The organism is Corallococcus exercitus (assembly GCF_003611585.1).
GTDB classification, from domain to species: domain Bacteria; phylum Myxococcota; class Myxococcia; order Myxococcales; family Myxococcaceae; genus Corallococcus; species Corallococcus exercitus.
Genome location: NZ_RAVW01000025.1, coordinates 13,590 through 32,170 on the forward strand (window position 1 = coordinate 13,590; position 18,581 = coordinate 32,170).

General features: G+C 70.9%; 19 protein-coding genes and 1 tRNA gene. 9 read left to right on the forward strand and 11 right to left on the reverse strand.

Annotated features, from left to right (window positions below):
* Nucleotides 1-345: 345 nt before the first annotated feature.
* The 8 genes from D7W79_RS05440 to D7W79_RS05475 form a co-directional block, all read right to left on the reverse strand.
* The gene (locus tag D7W79_RS05440; RefSeq protein WP_120524260.1) at nt 346-1,026 is read right to left on the reverse strand and encodes a hypothetical protein; all 681 of its coding nucleotides are present in this window, start codon (nt 1,024-1,026) and stop codon (nt 346-348) included.
* A gap of 2 nt (nt 1,027-1,028) precedes the next feature.
* Complete coding sequence (locus D7W79_RS05445; protein WP_158616893.1) at nt 1,029-2,048, reverse strand: CARDB domain-containing protein; 1,020 nt, start codon at nt 2,046-2,048, stop codon at nt 1,029-1,031.
* An 11-nt stretch (nt 2,049-2,059) separates the two neighbouring features.
* The gene (locus D7W79_RS05450) at nt 2,060-2,917 is read right to left on the reverse strand and encodes a hypothetical protein (protein ID WP_147441807.1); all 858 of its coding nucleotides are present in this window, start codon (nt 2,915-2,917) and stop codon (nt 2,060-2,062) included.
* 22 nt (nt 2,918-2,939) lie between these two features.
* On the reverse strand, nt 2,940-4,289 hold the full coding sequence (locus D7W79_RS05455) for a M24 family metallopeptidase (RefSeq protein WP_120524263.1): 1,350 nt from the start codon (nt 4,287-4,289) through the stop codon (nt 2,940-2,942).
* Nucleotides 4,290-4,574: 285 nt separating this feature from the next.
* On the reverse strand, nt 4,575-4,793 hold the full coding sequence (locus D7W79_RS05460; protein WP_120524264.1) for a hypothetical protein: 219 nt from the start codon (nt 4,791-4,793) through the stop codon (nt 4,575-4,577).
* Between the two features lie 101 nt (nt 4,794-4,894).
* Nucleotides 4,895-5,743, reverse strand: coding sequence for a zf-HC2 domain-containing protein (locus tag D7W79_RS05465; protein ID WP_120524265.1), 849 nt, complete (start codon nt 5,741-5,743; stop codon nt 4,895-4,897).
* 147 nt (nt 5,744-5,890) lie between these two features.
* Complete coding sequence (locus D7W79_RS05470) at nt 5,891-6,364, reverse strand: anti-sigma factor family protein (RefSeq protein WP_120524266.1); 474 nt, start codon at nt 6,362-6,364, stop codon at nt 5,891-5,893.
* Nucleotides 6,361-6,942 carry an RNA polymerase sigma factor gene (locus tag D7W79_RS05475; RefSeq protein WP_120524267.1) on the reverse strand — a complete coding sequence of 194 codons (582 nt, stop codon included), beginning with the start codon at nt 6,940-6,942 and terminating at the stop codon, nt 6,361-6,363. Before D7W79_RS05475 ends, D7W79_RS05470 begins: the two co-directional genes overlap by 4 nt.
* A gap of 479 nt (nt 6,943-7,421) precedes the next feature.
* Here D7W79_RS05475 and D7W79_RS05480 point away from each other — a divergent pair, with 479 nt between their 5' ends.
* Entirely contained in the window at nt 7,422-7,973 is a 552-nt protein-coding gene (locus D7W79_RS05480; RefSeq protein WP_014395291.1) for a hypothetical protein, read from the forward strand.
* Complete coding sequence (locus D7W79_RS05485) at nt 7,970-8,560, forward strand: tRNA-uridine aminocarboxypropyltransferase (RefSeq protein ID WP_120524268.1); 591 nt, start codon at nt 7,970-7,972, stop codon at nt 8,558-8,560. Before D7W79_RS05480 ends, D7W79_RS05485 begins: the two co-directional genes overlap by 4 nt.
* A gap of 13 nt (nt 8,561-8,573) precedes the next feature.
* Here the strand turns inward: D7W79_RS05485 and D7W79_RS05490 are convergent, their stop codons facing one another.
* Both D7W79_RS05490 and D7W79_RS05495 read right to left on the reverse strand, forming a co-directional pair.
* Entirely contained in the window at nt 8,574-10,001 is a 1,428-nt protein-coding gene (locus tag D7W79_RS05490) for a protein-disulfide reductase DsbD family protein (protein WP_120524269.1), read from the reverse strand.
* 71 nt (nt 10,002-10,072) lie between these two features.
* The gene (locus tag D7W79_RS05495; protein WP_120524270.1) at nt 10,073-11,683 is read right to left on the reverse strand and encodes an SPFH domain-containing protein; all 1,611 of its coding nucleotides are present in this window, start codon (nt 11,681-11,683) and stop codon (nt 10,073-10,075) included.
* A 368-nt stretch (nt 11,684-12,051) separates the two neighbouring features.
* Between D7W79_RS05495 and D7W79_RS05500 the strand changes: the two genes are divergently transcribed.
* The 7 genes from D7W79_RS05500 (at nt 12,052) to D7W79_RS05530 (ending at nt 17,408) form a co-directional block, all read left to right on the forward strand.
* Entirely contained in the window at nt 12,052-13,413 is a 1,362-nt protein-coding gene (locus D7W79_RS05500; RefSeq protein ID WP_244221612.1) for an IscS subfamily cysteine desulfurase, read from the forward strand.
* Between the two features lie 118 nt (nt 13,414-13,531).
* Nucleotides 13,532-13,924, forward strand: a complete 393-nt coding sequence (iscU, locus tag D7W79_RS05505; protein ID WP_120524272.1) for a Fe-S cluster assembly scaffold IscU — start codon at nt 13,532-13,534, stop codon at nt 13,922-13,924.
* Nucleotides 13,925-13,969: 45 nt separating this feature from the next.
* Nucleotides 13,970-14,353: a HesB/IscA family protein gene (locus tag D7W79_RS05510; protein ID WP_120524273.1), complete on the forward strand. Its 384-nt coding sequence runs from the start codon at nt 13,970-13,972 to the stop codon at nt 14,351-14,353.
* A gap of 106 nt (nt 14,354-14,459) precedes the next feature.
* A complete protein-coding gene (gene hscB, locus D7W79_RS05515; protein ID WP_120524287.1) occupies nt 14,460-15,008 on the forward strand; it encodes a Fe-S protein assembly co-chaperone HscB in 549 nt (182 codons plus the stop codon).
* Nucleotides 15,005-16,849 carry a Fe-S protein assembly chaperone HscA gene (gene hscA, locus D7W79_RS05520; protein WP_120524274.1) on the forward strand — a complete coding sequence of 615 codons (1,845 nt, stop codon included), beginning with the start codon at nt 15,005-15,007 and terminating at the stop codon, nt 16,847-16,849. Before hscB ends, hscA begins: the two co-directional genes overlap by 4 nt.
* Nucleotides 16,850-16,852: 3 nt before the next feature.
* Entirely contained in the window at nt 16,853-17,230 is a 378-nt protein-coding gene (locus D7W79_RS05525; RefSeq protein ID WP_120524275.1) for a 2Fe-2S iron-sulfur cluster-binding protein, read from the forward strand.
* Nucleotides 17,231-17,324: 94 nt separating this feature from the next.
* A tRNA-Leu gene (locus D7W79_RS05530) sits at nt 17,325-17,408 on the forward strand.
* Between the two features lie 71 nt (nt 17,409-17,479).
* Here the strand turns inward: D7W79_RS05530 and D7W79_RS05535 are convergent.
* Nucleotides 17,480-18,577 carry a lysylphosphatidylglycerol synthase transmembrane domain-containing protein gene (locus D7W79_RS05535; RefSeq protein WP_120524288.1) on the reverse strand — a complete coding sequence of 366 codons (1,098 nt, stop codon included), beginning with the start codon at nt 18,575-18,577 and terminating at the stop codon, nt 17,480-17,482.
* Between the last annotated feature and the right edge of the window lie 4 nt (nt 18,578-18,581).

The window sequence follows — 18,581 nt, forward strand, 5'->3', positions numbered from 1 at the left end:
CGTGGCAAGGGGCGCCCGTCCCATCCGAGCAGGGCAACCGGTCCGACTGTCGGACCAGTTGGGACCATCGCCGTGGCAGGGGACGCCCGTCCCATCCGAGCAGCGGAAACCGGTCCGACTGTTGGACCAGTTGGGACCATCGCCGTGACACGGGGCGCCCGTCCCCCAACCCAAGCAGCGGAAACCGGTCCGACAATCGGACCAGTTGGGGCCACCGCCGTGGCAGGGAACGCGCGTACCATCCGAGCAGCGGGGAACCGGTCCGACTGTCGGACAGGTTGAGGCACGCCGGGCGGCAGGTGTACCGCGGGGATAGCCAGGGGATTGGAAAGGGCCAGCCCGGCGTCAGCGGAAGGCGTCCGCCATGGACCGGCATTGAGGCGTGACCAGCGCCTCATCGGGCACCCGGACCGTCCCATCGTTGGGCGAGGACGGGACGGGCGCGGGCGCGGGCGCGGGCGCGTTCGCTTTGCCCAGCCAGGCGGGTGGCACCGTGCATTCGACGGTGAGCGGCCCTTCGAACGTCGCGTGCACGCGTCCGTCCTTCGTTCGCACCTCGCCCCTCGCCTGGTTCCCGGTGACGGTCAGCTCCAGGGTGCCTTCGTCCATCGCCATCGAGGGCCCTGTTCCCTGCTGGGAGTCCACCACCGCCAGCCCTGGACCCAACGCTGCCTGCGGACTGAGCCGCGCGGTGGCGTGCTTCGACTTCACGAACTTCTCATCCACAGCCATGCGGAAGCGCCAAGTTCCCCCGTCCTCCGACTGCGCGCTCAGCGCGACCCGCAGCAGGGGCACGGCCGGCTCCTCCAGGAAGTCGGCGATGAACCGCATCGCCGGGGCCGAGTAGGTGCCCTGATCCGTTCGCACCGTGGCCGCGCCTCGCGGCTGGGGACGCTCGGAACCGTCGCCGGAGGAGGACGCCGCCGCGGGAGCGCCCTTGAGCGCTCCTCGCGACACAGTCGGATCCTCCCTCGGCTTCGCGCAGGCGCCCAGGAGCAGCGCGGCCACCAGGGCGCCGTATCGCATGGTCAGCAGCCCACCCGCAGCGTCATCGCGCTGACGGTGGTGTTGTCGTTCTCACGCAGCTCGGACACCACGCCCTCCGGATCCATGTCCAGGTAGACGTAGTACGTGTTGAACGGCAGCGACGCCGGCACCGTGAAGCCCAGCGAGTAGGTGCCTTCCGAGAACGCCCCCAGCGCGTGGTTGTACGTGGCCACGACGGTGGTGGACTCGCTGTAGCCATTCGGAGGCGCCGTCGGGCTCAGGCGCACGCGCAGCGTGTAGGACGACACGGCCGCGTTGCCCATGTTGCCCACGTAGAACTTCACGCTCTGCGCCGTGCCTCGGCACACCGTCACGGTGCCCGAGGGATCCAGCGTCTGCGCCACGTCCCCCACCACGCCCATCGACGACGGCAGCAGGTTGGGCTTCGTCTGCGAGTAGCCGTACAGCGTGTTCATGCCCTGCGCGTTCGTGGGCCACAGCGTGGAGGACTCGGAGCCGCCCGTCACCAGGTGCGGCGGCGAGGTGCGCAGGATGCTGTGCCCTCCCTCGTGCTTGAAGCCGAAGAAGTGCCCCGCCTCGTGCACGAACGTGCTGCGGCCCGACGTGCCGAAGGCGTTCCCGGTGCGCGGCGTGAAGTCCAGGTCGCTGGCGATGCAGACGTCCGCCTCGTCGATGCCGTTGCTCCCGATGAAGCACAGCCCCACCGTGGAGTACGTCACCCCGTTGTTCCCGTCGATGGCCGCCCGGTCACACAGGCCGATCTCGTTCTGCCCGTCGCTGTGGTCCAGCGAGCAGTCCGTCGCCGCGTTCACGTTGAAGCCACTGACGATGTGGGACAGGTCGTCCCACTGCCGCAAGCCGTTCCAGTACGCCGTGTTCACGTTGCCGGAGTCCGGGATGCTGCACCGGTTCCGGTACACGACCGGCCCGCTGTACCACTTCACCGGCGTCCCGTTGCACGTGTCCCAGGCGGCGGCTCCCGCCTCCGTGCCGCCCAGCACCAGCGCCGCGACGGCACCCACGAATGTCGTTGTCTTCATGGCGGACCTCATCACGGCTGTCCGGGCGGGATGTCCCGCTCGGGCTGGAGGGGAACGGCACGCGGCGCCGCCGGATTCGCCACGGCGGGCGTCACCGGCACGGACAAGGACGACGCGGTGGTGACGGGCTCCTCGCGGAACGCTCCCGCCACGGTGAGTCCCCGCGCGCGCAGGTGGTTCTGGAGCAGCGAGAGGAACGCCTCCCGCTCCAGCGCCTCCGGAGCCGCACCCAGGGCCTGGGCCTCCGCGCGCATCGCCGGACGCGCGCCCACCAGGTCCACCGTCTCGAACACCGGCGCCGTCTGCCGCACGCCCGCCGACCCCAGGCCGGACACGAGCCCGCCCTCGGCGCCCACGAGCACCTCGCGGCCTCCCACCGACTCCACGCGGAACGCGTGCTCGTCCAGCACCGGCGACAGGCTCCAGCCGGTGTTGCGCAGGAACACCACGTAGCGCGCGCCCCGGACGAAGCGGGGCACGTGGCTCACCACGAGCTGACGCCCATCCGGCAGCAGCCCTCCAGCCTGCTTGAGGCGCAGCTCCCGGGGAGCGGCGCCCAGATGCGCACGCACGTTCCCCAGCGTCACCACCGTCCACGGGCCCGTGCGAGGTGAGAACTCGGAGCGCACGTCGGTGACTTCGCCCTCCACCACGGAGGCCGTCTGGTCGAACAGGCTGAGCAGGCTGTCCACCGCGCGCGGCGGCCGGAGCGACGCGTCCGCGACCAGCGGGCTCTCCTGTCGCGCGGAGGCTTCGTCCCCACCGGGGGCGCTGCACCCCGTGAGTCCCAATCCCAGTCCCAGGGCGAAGAGCGCGCATCGTGCGCGGCCCTCCCTCCCGAACGTCGTCCATGGCCTGCCCACACGCATCACGTCCGCTCCCTTCGTGTCTTCAGTGGATGAGATAGAAGGCGTCCTGGCGCGGCACGAAGAACCGCCAGCCTTCGTCCGTCAGGTACGCCGGATCTTCCTGCATCACCGCCACCTTCTGCCCGCCCCACTCTGGCACGGGCGTGACGGTGTTGAGCTCGACCGCGAGGTACGACCCCTTGCGCAGCACGCGGGGCGCCTCCTGCCGCGACGCCGCGCGGAAGTCGATGGCGGCGCCCAGCGCATGGCCCTGCGCGCCCAGCGGATGGCTGTAGACCTTCGCTTCGATGCCCCGCTCCTTCATCTCCGCCATCGCCGCGTCGTAGACGTCCGCCGACGAGCGCCCCGGCCGCGACGCCCGCAGCATCAGCGCGTCCTGCAGCGCCTGCGTGTTCACCAGCGCGCGCTTCAGCCCCTCCGGCGCGTCCTGCTCGCCGTCCTTCAGCACGTACGCCATCTTCTGCCAGTCCGTGTTCAGGCCCAGCGCCGTGACGCCGAAGTCCACGTGCAACAGGTCTCCGCGCTGGATGACCACCGCCTCGTCCGCCACGGCCAGGAAGCCTCGGGAGAAGCCGTCCTTCATGCCCTGCCGCTGCACGCGCAGGTCCGGCTGGAACCACGTGCCCACGCGCGCCTCGAACAGCGCGTCGTAGAGCCAGCGGCGCACCTCCCCCACCGTCGTCTTGCCGGGCACCACCACCTCGTTGGAGAGCGCCCGCTTCACCAGCGACTCCGTCAGCACCACCAGGTCGCGGTAGGGCGCGAACTCGCCGGGCAGCCGCGTGTCCAGGTACTCCTCGATGAGCGGCGCCGCGCTCACGAAGCGCGCCTCCGCGGTGGGCCCCAGCGCCTCCACCAGCCACTTGTAGCCGTCGTGCGTCAGGCTGCGCGTCACGCCGCGCCGGCCGTCCATGGCGAGCGCGATGGTGCGCGGGTGGTAGCGCGCGTCCAGCTCCGCGAGCGCCTCCGCCTGCTTGCGCTCCACCGGAGGCGAGGTGAAGAAGCGCGTCACCGCTTCCGTGGCGTAGCCCGTCAGCGCGACCTTCTGGAGCCCCGCGTCGCCCGCGTCCACGAAGACGAACACGTCGCGGTTGCCCGCGTAGGGCAAGGGCGGCGCGACCCAGGCCGTCAGCGGATCATCGTGGAACTCCTCGTTGACCACGACCCACATGCCCACGCCGTGCCGGCGCATCATGTCCAGCAGCAGGCCGTGCCGCTCCTTCAGCCAGGACTCGCGCAGGGCACGCTCCTGGGACGGCGGTGGCACGGGCGAGGGCGCGGGGACGGCGGTGTCGCGCACGGGCGCGGTGGCACACGCCACCAGGCAGCCCAGGCTCAGGGCGGGCAGAAGGACTCCACGCCAACGCTTCATGTCGGGAACTCCGGGTCGGGAAGAAGGCGGAGCAGCGTAGCGCGCCCGAAAAACCGAAGCCCCCCGCCCCGGAACCTCTTGGGTTCCGGGCGCGGAGGGCCTGGGGCGCATCCCACCTGCTCACCCGCTCGGATGGCCTCGCTCCTTCACGCTTCCGGGTCCCGTCCCCCCCGGTCCGGGACACCTGGAACCCGCCGGCCTCACGGCTGGCGGATCCACTGGAAGCGGCGGCCCTCCCCCGAAGGCCGCGTGGAGCGCGGACATCCAACCGCGCGCGCCGTAACGTCAGTAGCTGGCGACCCCGTCCAGGCCGCTTTCATCGGAATCGAAGAGCGATTCCTCCCCCTCGTGCCGGGAGGCCTCTTCCCCGTCCCCCTCTTCTTCGTCGACCCGGTATCCCCTGGGCTCCCGGGCCTCGTCCTCCGGCCGCACGACCGCGCCCCCGTTGGAGCCGGGCGCCCACAGCGCACCGTCCCCCTGGCTCCACGCTTCGATGCGGTACATCGCTTCCCCCCGGGGTGCGGTGTCTCCGGTCCATCCACGCCGCCGCCACGCCGTGCCCCGATAATTAGACGCCGACCGCGAAAAACCTTGGGTCGCCTGCCTTATTTCAGGAATTGCCCTCCCTGCCGCAGCGCGCGGGCCCGGATTCCGGCCTCTTCGCTCCACCCTGGCTCCCCCCGGCGGGCCACGGCCTCGAAGGCTTCCGCAGCCTGGAGCGGGAGCCCCATGGCCCGGAGCGCCAGCGCCCGGTTCCACAGGGCCTGGGGATGGTCCGGTGCCTGACGCAGCACGCCTTCGAGCAGGTCCAGCGCGCCCCGGAAGTCCCCCGCCGCCATCGCCACCACGGCCCGGTCGCTGTCCCGGTCCACCGACGGCGCGCTGCGCGACAGGAAGTCCGCGGCCTGACGCAATTCGCCACGCACGAGGTAGGCCGCCGCGATGCCGTGCAGGTCCCCCCGCTCCTCCAGCGCGGCCAGGGTCCGCAGGGGCACCGGAGGCTCGGCCGCGAGCGCCGCCAGGTCCCCCGCCCCCGTCCGGACGGGGACGTAGGGGAGGTACCGGTCCGCGGCCGGGTAGGCGATGCGCGCCTCCAGCTCCCGCGCGGACGCATCCGCCCGCCACGCGTCTCCTGGCCGGAAGCCGTCCCCCGTCATGAACGCGGCGAGCGCCCCCAACCCCATGGCCAGCACCGCCCCCAGCGCGTGCAGCCACCGGCCGCGCGGGAGGGAGAAGCGGAACGGCTCGCGGACGGCGGAAGGCGGGGGCGGCGCGTCGTTGTGGGCCACCGCTCCACACAGGGCCTGGACGCTGAGCATCTCCAGCTGCATGGCATCATGCAGCCCGCTGGCGCACGCGCGGCAGAGGGCCAGATGGAGCCGGAAGTGCTCCTCGTCCCCCGACTCCAGCTCCCCATCCAGGAACCGGTAGAGCTTCTTGCACCAGAGATCCATCAAGCGTCAGGGCCCCGAGTCGCGCGGCCGCCTCCCGTCCCTTGCGAAACGCGAGCGGAGGCAATCCTTGGTGGATTCCGCTCCCAGCGTCCGGCGCTGGTTCCCTCGCCTGCCCCCCAGGGAGGAGCAGGCGGCCAGGGCCCTTCTTCAGCGCCGCGAGCGGGGGCGCAGCAGCGTCCCACCGGAGCGGCTGGAGCGCGGGCACGGGAGGCGCGGCGCGCTGACGGCCTCCACGGCCTCCGTCCGCGCGAACCAGGGGCAGCAGTTGGCGCACCCCGGGCAGCGGCGGCGGAAGCGGCGCGCGCCCTGGTGCCACGCCCGGCCCTCGCGCTCGGGCGGCGGGGGCGCCTGCGTGGCGAGCACGTCCCCGGGCCAGTTCTCCGGCACGTCGTCGTCCCAGGACCCGGGCACGGTCTCGCGGGCCTGACGGGCGGACACCCAGCGCTCGCTCTCCGCCGCGTCCTCCAGCGCCAGCCGCGCGAGCATCTCCATTTGCAGCAGGTCGTGGAAGCGCCGGGAGCAGACGTCGCAGCCGGCCAGGTGGCCGCGGACGCGGCGCTGGTCCTCGGCGGACAGCATGCCATCCAGGAAGGGCTGGAGGTCCTCACACGCGGTGCTCATCGTTCCCTCTCCTGGCGGCGGCGTTCCGCGGTGTCGTGGAGCATGGCCTTGAGGCGGCGGCGGGCGTGGAAGAGCCACGTGCCCACCGTCCCCGCGCTGGGGGTGTTCATCCGCCGGGCGATCTCCGCGTGGCGAAGGCCCCGCGCATGCAGTTCGAAAGCCTGACGCAGCTTCTCGTTGAGCCGCGCCACGGCCTGGCGCAGTTCGTCCTCCGTGACGCATTCCCACTGCTCGGGCTCCGGCGCGTCCTCCGGGTCCTCGAAGAGCATGTGCACGTTGTGCAGGTCCACCCGGCGGTCCGTCTCCGCGCCCTGGCGGCGGCACTGGTCCAGGAACCGGTTGTGCAGCACGCGCACCAGCCACGCGCGGCGCGCGGGCTCCGGCCACCGCTTGAGCCGCTCCCATTGCAGGAGCGCGCGCAAGAGCACGTCCTGCACCAGGTCGTCGCAATCACTGGCACTCCGGCCACAGACGTTGCGCGCGATGGCGACCAGCACCGGCTGATGGCGGATCGCGAACGCGGCGAACTCCCCTCCAGAGCCCTCCCGGACCGGCGGCTCCTCCCTCCCTGGCACCATGCGACCGCCTCCCTTCCCTCCAGAGAACGCCGAGGGTCGGATTCTTTTTCACTCACGGATGCGACAAACGCTGTCTCGCTTCTTCCCGCGCCACGGCGACCAGTGCGGCTGGAACACTTCAAGCTGACGCCAATTCCTTGCATGGAATAGACAGACATCCAGGCACTCCCCGCTTCAATTCCTCTCCGTGGGTGTGTCATGCCTCCGGGTGACGCGCGCCCCGGCCGGCGTGGAAATGGCGTGGAAAATGGGGCCCAGCATGCCCCAGCGGCTGGAGGCGCCCGGAGCGTTTTCGTGAACGCGTGGATCGGCCACGGAGGCTCCGGGATGGTGCGTCAGGCGGGGGTGGCCGGCCCGCCGGGGTCGCGCTCCGGGCCTGGAGGAAGCCTCCCGGGAGCCCGGGGAAGCGTCCCGGAGCGAAACTCCCCCCTTGCATGCCTGGGGAGTCCTTTGGTCCTCTTGGGCCACGCCGTATGCCCATGGAAACCGCCGCCGACAGCCGAGAGTACCGCGTGGTCTTCTTCTGCCCCGCGTCCAACGCCCGGCTCGAGCGGCTGGAGGTGCCCGTGCGCCGGCTGTTGTCGCGCATCCAGGCGCCCCCCGCGGAGCTGGCCCCGCTGAGCGAGGCCGGGGCCCTCACGGAGGCCGGGTGGCAGGTCTACCTGGTGCGTTCGCTGACGGAGCGCTCCGCGGCGCAGGCCATGGCGGCCTACGTCAGCGAGGCCACCTGCGCCCTGGCGGCGGAGGTGGACGCGGAGGTGCTGGGGCTCTACGTGGACGTGTCCGGGGACTCCGCGCGCATCTGCCGCTGCGGCCCGGAGGACGGGCCGGAGACCTTCGCCGGGCGCCGGCAGGCCGCGCTCACCCGCACGTCCGAGTGGCTGGAGGTCGCCCCCGCGAGCCTGTCCGCCCTCTTCCAGCTGGACCCTCCGGACGCCGAATACGAGCCGGACGCGGATGACCGCTTCGTCGAGGAGAAGCTGCGCGAGGCGCGGGCCCTGATGGAGCGCTACCGCACCGCGGCGAAATGAGGTCCAGCACCCCGGAGGACCTGTCCGGCCGCTGCGAGCGGTGCTACCTGCCCACGGCCCTGTGCCTGTGCGCGGACGTGCCCGTCATCCCCACGCGCACGGAGCTGCTGATCATCCGGCACAACAAGGAGTCGCAGAAGAGCACCAACACCGCCCGCATCGCGGCGCTCGCCCTGCCCCGCTGCCACATCGTCTCCTATGGCGCGCCCGGGGCGCCCTTCGACGCGTCGGTGCTGGACACGCCGGACACGTGGCTCCTGTTTCCCGACGCACCGGAGGCGGAAGGGCCTCCGCCGAAGCGGCTGGTCGTCATCGACGGGAGCTGGGCGCAGGCGCGGCGCATGGTGCAGCGCGTCCCCGCCCTGCGCCGGCTGCCGGGCCTGAGGCTGCCGCCGCCCGCGCCGGACACGCGCCGGCTGCGCAAGCCGCCGCATCCGGACGGGATGTCCACGCTGGAAGCCATGGCCGGCGCGCTCGCGCGGCTGGAGGGTGAGGAGCTCGCGAAGCCGCTCCTCACGTTGCACGAGCTGATGATCGAGCGCGTACTCGCGAGCCGGGGCCGGCTGGGGTGGGAGAACTACCTCTAGCGAGCGGTGGTCCCTACTGGAGGACCACCTTCTGCATCTCCGCCGCGAAGGGCACGGGCTCCAGGAAGCCCGTCACGCGCGGCTTCGTCAGCACCGTGCCGTCCGGGTTCACGAAGGCCACCGTGGGCAGGCCCTCCACGCCCAGCTTCTCCATCAGCGCGTCCAGGTGGTCCTCGCTGTTCGTCGCGTCGATCTTGATGGTGAGGAAGCGGCTGTCCTGGGCCTGGGAGATGACCTCCGTGGACGGGTACGTCAGCCGGTCCAGCTCCTTGCAGGCCGCGCACCAGTCCGCGAAGAAGTCGATGAGCACCGGACGGCCCTCCTGCTTCGCCGCCGCGAGCACCTGCTCGAACTGGCTCGCGTCGAACGTCGCCGTCTTCGCCGGCATCACGTGGTGCCACTGCCAGGACGGCGCCACGGGGCGCTGCTGGAGGCCCATGCGAACCCAGAGTTCACCCGTGGGCCGCGCGTCCAGCGCTCCGCCGCGCACCACCAGCGCGCCCACCACCAGCGCCACGCCGAACGCCTTGAAGCCGAAGTCTCGCGCGCCATCCTTGAACGAGCGGTGCACCGCGCCCAGGAGAACGCCCACCGTCACCAGCACCGCGGCAATCACCGCGCCGGGCACCTGCCCCACCTGCGCGCCCAGCGCCTTCACGGTGTCGCGCGCCCAGGGGAAGGCGTCCTTCAGGTACGAGAACGCGAGCGCCACCAGCATGATGCCCAGCACGCTCTTCACCCACTCCATCCACACGCCGCCGCGCGGCAGGCGCACGGTGAACACGCCGATGAGGAAGAACGGCACGCCGATGCCCAGCGCGTAGATGAACAGCAGCGTCGCGCCCAGCGTCGTGTTGGCGGACTTCGCGACAAAGGCCAGCAGGCCCGTGAGCACCGGCCCCGTGCACGGCGCCGCCAGGAACCCGGACACGCTGCCCATCACGAACGCGCCCGCGAGCCCCGCGCCGCCCACGTTGCTCAACTTCGTCTGCATGGACGACGGCAGCGCCAGCTCGAACGCGCCGAACATCGACGAGGCCAGCAGCAGCAGGAACAGCGCCAGCCCCATCACCACCGCGGGACTGCCCAGCATGGAACCGAAGGCCTGGCCCGTCTTCGCCGCCAGGATGCCCAGCGCGCTGAACACCACGCCCATGCCCACGATGTACGACGTCGTCAGCGCCAGCGAGCGGCCCCGGCCTTCCGCCTTCCGCGCGCCGAACACCGACACGGTGATGGGGATGAGCGGGTACACACACGGCGTCATCGCGGTGAGCAGGCCGCCGGCGAACACCACCAGCGCGCCCCACGCGAGGCTGCCGGACTCCAGGAACCGGGCTGCGTCCAGCCCGGCGCTCGGGCCGGTGGGCAAGAGCCACGGCACCACGGCCACCGCCACTCCCGCCACCACCGCCGCCAGCGTCAGCTTCTTCGTGTCCATGCGTGCCTTCCGCCTCCGCGCGTCCGGACCTTTTGGAGGCCCCTTTCTATATGCGGAGGCCGGGGACGCGGCTACCCCACCGGCACCTGCGAAGGGGAGGCAGGCACCTTCAGGCCCGCGGAGCGCGCCAGCCCCATCACGCCCTCCACGGCGGCGGCGATGTAGCCAAAGGGGTTCGCGCCATCCACCGCCGTCACGTGCACCTCGCCCATCTGCTGCTGGAAGGCCGCCGCCACCTGCGGCAGCTGCCTCGCCAACGTCAGCTGGATGACTTCCGGGCTCACCGAGTTCTCGATGTCGCGCAGCGCCTTCGCGCGCTCCATCTCCAGGTCCTGCTGCGCGCGGGTGCGCCGCAGCTCCAGCTCCGCGATGGCGGCCTCCGCCTCCGCCATGGACTGCTTCGCCAGCAGCACCTGGAGCCGGGCGGACAGCTGCTCGGCCTCCTGCCGGGCCTCGGCGAGCTGCACCTCGTGACGCGCGGCCTCCGCGTCCTGCTGACGACGCAGCCGCTCCAGCTCCACCTGCGCCTTGGCGGCCTCGGCCTCCTGCTCCCAGCGCAGCTGCTCCAGTTCACCCTGCGCGCGGTTGTACGCGAGCTGCCGTTCGCTCGTGAGCCGCGCCTCCTCCAGCCGCGCGTCCGTGGCCAGCGCCTCCAGGCGGGCCTGCTCCTTCAAGGCCTGGGTCCGCGTGCGGACCTCCTCCTGCGCGGTCAGCTTGGCGAGGGCGACCTCGCGCTCCACGGACGTGCGCTCCGCCTGCTGCTGGCGCACCTGCTCCATCTTCGCCTGGGCCAGCCGCGCCTCCACCGCGAGCTGCTCCAGCCGCGCCTGTTCGTCCGTGGCCTGGGTGCGCTGGCGGACCTCTTCACGCGCGGCGAGCTTCTGGAGGTTGAGCACGCGCTCGGCCTCCGTCTCCTCGCGGCGCACGAAGCGCTCCTTGGACAGCTCCGCCTCGCGCGCCTGCCGCTCCTGTTCGCGGCGGAAACGGGCCTGCATGTGCTCGAAGACGGCGGAGGACAGGACGCGCACATCTTGAATCTCAATCGTGTCCAGAAGCACGCCCCAGCCGGAGTCGGTGCGGTCCTCCAGCCGGCCGCGCCCGGAGAGCACGGGGGCGATTTCGCGCATCAGCTCCTCCGCGATGCCCTCCTTGCGCCGCGTGAGGCACTCCTCCACGGAGAGGTTCGCCACCAGGCGCCGGGCCGCGCCCACGAACATCTCCCCCAGCAGCTCCGCCAGCTTCTCCTGCGCACGCTCCGGGTAGCTGAAGTTGAGCATCCGGAAGGCAATCAGCGGATCCGCGATGCGGTACACCGCCAGGCCCGTCACCGCGACGCCCACCTTCTCGCTCGTCACCTGATCCGCGGTGAACTGGAGCCGCTGGATGCTGGTGGGCACGATGGCCACCGAGTCCCCCGGCAGCTTGAAGCAGCTGGCGCCCTGGCCGCTCACTTCGCGCACGCGGCCGCGGCGCATGTGGATGAGGAACTCGCTGGGCCGCGCGGTGATGAGGCCCCACTTCTTCACCTTGTCCGGGTCCTCCGCGGGCTTGCCCGCCCGCCACCCGTCCGAGTAGCGGGAGCGCTCCAGGCCTCCCTCCAGGCGGATCAGCGACGGCCGCCCCATCTCCTGCTGCATGTCCTGGGCGTTGTTCCGGGCCTGCGACTTCGCGTTGGCGCTCATGTGTTGGCACCCTCCGCGCTCCCTTCAGTGCAGGCGCCCGGCCATGTCCTCGGGGACCACGAAACGGGCACTTATGGACGCGCGAAGCGCCGTTTCGGATCACCCCGCTCCATCCCGGCGCGGCCGGAGTGCTCCACTCCGGAGGAGGGTTGAACCAGGCCGGCCCACCCGCGACCCGGTGCGTCGGAGAAGGAGCATCGCGCCTTATGTTCCCTTGACCCGAGGGGGGTCGATTTTATAATTGACCAGTCCGGTCCACATTCGTGTGGGCCCATGTAGACCCTGCCGCTGCGCGCGGACCCACCGCGTCGCCGGGGAGCGGAGGGACGTTCCACCCTCCCGCGTCACTTCTTTCAGAGGACTTCATGCTGAGCCTGCCCATCTACATGGACAACCACGCGACCACCCCGATGGACCCCCGGGTGCTGGAAGCCATGTTGCCCTACCTCCGCGAGGACTTCGGCAACGCGGCCAGCCGCAACCATGCGTTCGGCTGGAAGGCCGAGGCCGCGGTGGAGAAGGCACGCCGGCAGGTGGCGGACCTCATCGGCGCGTCGGAGAAGGAGATCGTCTTCACCTCCGGCGCGACGGAGTCCGACAACCTGGCCATCAAGGGCGTCATCGAGTTCTACAAGTCCAAGGGCGACCACATCATCACCCTGAAGACCGAGCACAAGGCCGTCCTGGACACCTGCAAGCGCCTGGAGCGCGTGCGCCAGGAGCGGCTGGACGAGCTCAAGCTGCTGCGCCTGGGCCAGCTGGCCGAGCGCGACGTGTCCGCCGAGGAGCTTCCGGAGCTGGCCGCGAAGTTCAACATCGAGGCCGACGAGACGTACAAGAAGTGGGCGGAGCTGCCCACCGGCGGCGCGCGCGTCACCTACCTGGACGTGGAGAAGGACGGCCGCGTGAGCCTGGAGAAGCTGGCCGCGGCGATGACGCCCAAGACGGTGCTCGTCTCCATCATGTTCGCCAACAACGAGATCGGCGTGGTCCAACCGGTGGCGGAGATTGGCAAGCTGTGCCGTGAGAAGGGCGTCCTCTTCCACTGCGACGCGGTGCAGGGCGTGGGCAAGGTGCCCTTCGACGTGGAGGCCATGCATGTGGACCTGGCCTCCATCAGCGCGCACAAGATGTATGGCCCCAAGGGCGTGGGCGCGCTCTACGTCCGCCGCAAGCCGCGCGTGCGCATCGCCCCCATGGTGGACGGCGGCGGCCACGAGCGCGGCATGCGCAGCGGCACCCTGAACGTGGCGTCCATCGTCGGCTTCGGCGCGGCGGCGGAGGTCGCGAAGAAGGACCTGCCGGAAGAGGCCGCGCGCCTGTTCCGCCTGCGCGAGCGGCTGCGCACCGGCATCATGGAGCAGCTGGACATGGTGACGGTGAACGGCAGCCTGGAGCACCGCATGCCGGGCAGCCTCAACATCTCCTTCTCCTACGTGGAGGGCGAGGCCCTGATGATGTCCATCAAGGACGTCGCGGTGTCCTCCGGCTCCGCGTGCACGTCCGCGTCGCTGGAGCCCTCCTACGTGCTGCGCGCCCTGGGGGTCGAGGAGGACATGGCGCACAGCTCCATCCGCTTCGGCCTGGGCCGCTTCAACACGGAGGAGGAGGTCGACTTCGTCATCCGGCTGGTGGTGGACAAAGTCCGCAAGTTGCGAGACATGAGCCCCCTGTACGAGATGGCCAAGGAAGGCATCGACCTCAAGAGCATCGAGTGGACCGCCCACTAGGCGCTCCCCTCCCCCCAAGACTTTCCACCGGGCACGGGAGCCCCCGCCCGCCCGGCCGCGCATCGGTTGTTCCCGGTGCGCATCCGTTCAAGCGTTGTGCAGAAGGAGCGTGAGACGCATGGCTTACAGCGAGAAGGTCATCGAGCACTACGAGAACCCCCGCAACGTGGGGACGCTCGACAAGAACGACCCGAACGTCGGCACCGGCCTCGTGGGCGCCCCGGCCTGCGGTGACGTGATGCGGCTCCAGCTGAAGATCAGCGACGCGGGCGTCATTGAAGACGCGCGGTTCAAGACCTTCGGCTGCGGCTCCGCCATCGCGTCCAGCTCGCTCGTGACCGAGTGGGTGAAGGGCAAGACGGTGGATCAGGCCATGACCATCTCCAACAAGGACGTGGCCCGGGAGCTGGCGCTGCCCCCGGTGAAGATCCACTGCTCCGTGCTGGCCGAGGACGCCATCAAGGCGGCCATCGAAGACTTCAAGAAGAAGCGCGCGTCGCGGCAGGCGTAGCGTCAAAGAGCTCGCGGCACTTCTTCCAGGAACCGAGGACGACCCATGAACGAGCAGGCCCAGACGACCCAGGCCCCTCAGACGCCCCCCAAGCCGGCCCCCAAGGGCATTGGCCTGGCGGACAGCGCGGTGGCGCGCCTCAAGCAGCTCCTCGCGGAGCGCCAGACGCCGGACGCCGGCCTGCGCATCGCGGTGAAGGGCGGCGGGTGCTCCGGCCTCCAGTACTCCATGGAGTGGTCGGAGAAGTCCCGCGAGCGCGACAAGGTCTTCGAGCGCGACGGCGTGCGCGTCTTCGTGGACCCGAAGAGCTACCTGTACCTCATCGGCACGGAGCTGGTGTTCGAGCAGACGCTGATGGCGTCCGGCTTCAAGCTGAACAACCCCAACGTCAAGGCCGCCTGCGGCTGCGGAGAGAGCTTCTCCGTCTGAGCCTGAAGCGGCCTTCCCGCCCGCCCCGTGGGTCAGGGAGCGGGCAGCAGGGGTCCGGCCCGGTGCCGGGCCCCTTTTTCGTTTCCCCCATGAGGATGTGCGCACCGTGAGGACCCACTTCGACGTGTTCGGGCTGCCCCGCTCCCACGCCGTGGACGTGCCGGCCCTGGAGAAGCAGTACCGGGAGCTGTCGCTCCAGCTGCACCCGGACCGCGTCGCCCCCGGCAACCCGAAGGAGCGCCTGGCCGCCGTGGAGGGCACCACCGCCCTCAACGAGGCCTTCAAGACGCTGAAGGACCCGGTGCGCCGCGCCTTCTACCTGCTCAAGCTCCACGGCGTGGACCTGGACCGCGAGGACGCGGGCGCCCAGAAGGACATGCCCCTGGCGTTCCTGGAGGAGGTCATGGAGCTGCGCGAGGCCCTGGATGACGCCATGGCGGCGAAGGACCTGCCAAAGGCCCAGGCCATGGCGAAGGACGTGGCGGGCCGCAAGGCGGCGGCGCTCCAGGAGGCCGTGGCGGCGCTCGGTGCGCTGGAGGGCGCGGGGGATTCGCCGGACGGGGTGAGAAAGGCATCGCACGCGCTGGGGCGGGTGCGCTACTTCACGCGCTTCCTCGAGCAGGTGGACGCGTTCGAGGAGGAGGTGCTCGCGTGAGCAACAACGGCTATCTGCAGATCCACGACCCGCTCAAGCCGAAGGGCCACGTGGTGGGCATCGACCTGGGCACCACGCACTCGCTGGTGGCGTCCGTCACGCAGGGCAAGCCCCGCTGCGTCCCCGTGGACGAGGGCGACTCGCTGCTGCTGCCCTCCGTCGTGCACTACGGCAAGGACGGCGGCGTGGTGGTGGGCGCCCGCGCGCGCAGGCTCGCGGCCGAGGCCCCCACGGACACCATCGTGTCGGTGAAGCGCTTCATGGGGCGCAGCCCCGACGACCCGGAGACGCGCAAGCTGGGCCACTACGCCTTCGCGCCCGGCGCCAACGTGGTGCGCTTCGACGTGGCCGGCGGCCAGCCGGTGACGCCCATTGAAGTCTCCGGCGAAATCCTTCGCGCGCTGAAGCGCCGCGCGGAGGCGCACTTCTCCGGCAAGGTGGAGCAGGCCGTCATCACCGTGCCCGCGTACTTCGACGACGCCCAGCGCCAGGCCACCCGCGACGCGGGGAAGCTCGCGGGCCTGGAGGTGCTGCGGCTGCTCAACGAGCCCACCGCCGCCGCGCTCGCCTACGGCCTGGACAAGGGCAGCCAGGGCCTGTTCGCCGTCTACGATTTGGGCGGCGGCACGTTCGACATCTCCATCCTCAAGCTTGAGGACGGCGTCTTCGAGGTGAAGTCCACCGGCGGCGACTCCGCGCTGGGCGGCGACGACTTCGACCGCGCCATCGCGCAGCACGTGCTCCAGAAGCGGGGCGTGCAGGCCCCCTCCCCCGCGCAGGTGGCGGAGCTGATGGTCGCCGCTCGCCGCGCGAAGGAAGCGCTCACCGACGCGGCGGAGGTCACCCTCAGCGTGGAGGGCCACTCCCAGCCGGTGTCCCGCGCGGACTTCGAGGCGTGGATCCAGCCCCTGGTGGCGAAGACGGGCGCGGTGTGCCGGCGGGCCCTGAAGGACGCGGGCGTGGCGGCGGGTGAGCTGGACGGCGTCATCCTGGTGGGCGGCTCCACGCGCGTGCCCGCGGTGCGCCGCTTCGTGGCGGAGCTGTTCGGCCGCGAGCCCCTGGGCGACATTGATCCGGATCAGGTCGTCGCGCTGGGCGCGGCGGTGCAGGCGAGCCTGCTCACCGACACCGACCGTCAAGACGAGGTGCTGCTGCTGGACGTCATCCCCCTGTCGCTGGGCCTGGAGACGATGGGCGGCATCACGGAGAAGCTGATTCCGCGCAACTCCACCATCCCCACGGCGGCGGCGCAGGTGTTCACCACGTTCAAGGACGGCCAGACGGGCCTGGACGTGCACGTGGTGCAGGGCGAGCGGGAGCTGGTGCAGGACAACCGCAGCCTCGCGCGCTTCACGCTCTCTGGCATCCCCTCCATGGCGGCCGGCATGGCCCGGGTGGAGGTCCGCTTCCAGGTGGACGCGGACGGCATCCTGTCCGTCACCGCGAAGGAGCAGACCACCGGTGCCGCACAGGCCATCACCGTGAAGCCCAGCCACGGCCTGACGGAGGAGGAGATCGAGAAGATGCTCCTCGACTCCATCGACTTCGCGGAGGACGACATCCAGGCCCGCCAGCTGCGCGAGCAGCAGGTGGAGGCAGAGCGCGTCCTCTCCGAGGCCGACCGCCAGTTGCGCGAGAACGCGGCCCTGCTGGAGGCCGGCGAGCCGGAGGCCATCCAGGCCGCCATGGCCCGCGTGCGCGAAGCCGCGCAGGGCAAGGACTACCTGGCCGTGAAGGAGGCCCTGCACGCGCTGGACGAGGCGTCCCGGGGCTTCATTGAACGGGTCATGAACCGCGCCATCACCCAGGTGGTGTCCGGCCATTCCGTGGAGGAGTACTGAGCCGTGCCCAAGGTCACCTTCAAGAGCCCCCTGGCGGAGGTCGCCGTGGACGTGCCCCCGGGCACCACCCTGCTGGACGCCGCGGAGAAGGGCGAGGCCCAGGTGGGCCACAGCTGCGGCGGCGTGTGCGGGTGCTCCACCTGCCATGTCTGGGTCCGCAAGGGCCTGGACTCGCTGAGCGAGCAGCGGGACGACGAGATGGACCGCCTGGACATGGGCTTCGACGTCCGGCCCTATTCCCGCCTGTCCTGCCAGACGGAGGTGGGCGGCGAGGACGTCACGGTGGAGATCACCGAGGAGTCCCTGGTCGCCTTCATGGACGAGAACCCGGTCATCCGCCGGCAGCTCGAGTCCGAGGGCCGCTGGCCGCTGAAGAAGTAGGCCCCGAGGCGGGTTGAAAAAGGGTGTTGACCGGGCGGGGGAGGTTCTCTATACGTCTCGCCCATCGCGGCGCCACAAGCGCCGCGAGCCACCTGCCCAGGTGGTGGAATTGGTAGACACACTAGATTCAGGGTCTAGCGCCTGCAAGGGCATGGAGGTTCGAGTCCTCTCCTGGGCATGAAGTAAAGAAGGGCCCCGACCACAAGTCGGGGCCCTTTTTGTTTTCCCGCCCTGCCCTCTTCGCGGGCCTCAGGGCGGCGCGGGTTCCACGGCTTCATGCGCCACGTGGTGCGCGGCGGCGCTGGCCAGCCGGCCGCCCTTGCGCAGGTCGCGGATCCGCAGATTGGAGCGGTGCACGCACCAGGCGCCCACGGCCACCTGGCTGATGACGGTGCCCAGGTGGGTGAGCGTGGCGAAGGCCGCCGCGTCCTCCGGGTTGGAGCCCAGCGCGCGCGCCGCCCAGCTGGTCACGAAGTAGTAGATGCCCATGCCCGCCGGGACGCCCGGCAGGGACTGCCCCAGGGAGATGGCGCCCAGCACCACCGCTCCCGCGAAGAGCCCCCCGGGGATGTGCACGCCGTGCAGCGCCAGGCCGTACGCCAGCGCGGAGGCGAACACCGGGAAGATGGAGAAGAAGAACACCCTCGCCATGCCCTTGAAGCTGCGCGCGGTGCCCAGGCCCTCGCCCACGTGGCTGAGGAAGCTGTCCACGCGGGGCATGGTGTGGCGCTGGTGCAGCCAGCGGCCCAGCGGCGCCGCCCAGTGGGCCAGGAGCACCACCAGGGCCACCAGGCCGATGCACAGCGACAGCGCCACGTGCAGCTCCGTCCGGAAGTGGGCCATCGTCGCGCCGAAGGGCCCCAGGAAGGACAGGGCCACCAGCAGCATCAGGCAGGCAAACTCCATCAGCTTGCACACGCCCACGGAGCCCAGGCTCCGGATGAAGGGGAGTTTGTGCGTGCGCGACAGCAGGAAGGAGCGCGTCACCTCCCCCAGCTTCCCCGGCAGCGCGTTGTGGACGAAGACGCCGATGCCGACCATCAGGAAGCGGTCCTTGAACGGGATGGGCTTGCGCAGCGTGGCCTGCCACTGCACCGCTCGCAGCGGCACGAGCGACGCCTGCAGCAGCATGAACGGCACCAGCCACACCAGGTGCCCCGGCAGGTCGCGGACGAACTTCCCCAGCGGGAAGCGCGGAATCAACAGCGACCCGGGCCCGTGCAGGTTCCACTTGAAGAACGCGGTGGAGAGCAGCAGCACGGACAGGACGAGTCCCACCACCGCGCCCAGCACCTTCAGCCACGTGCGTCCACCGGCGTTGGGAAGCCGCATGGTCCTCCCCTTCATCATG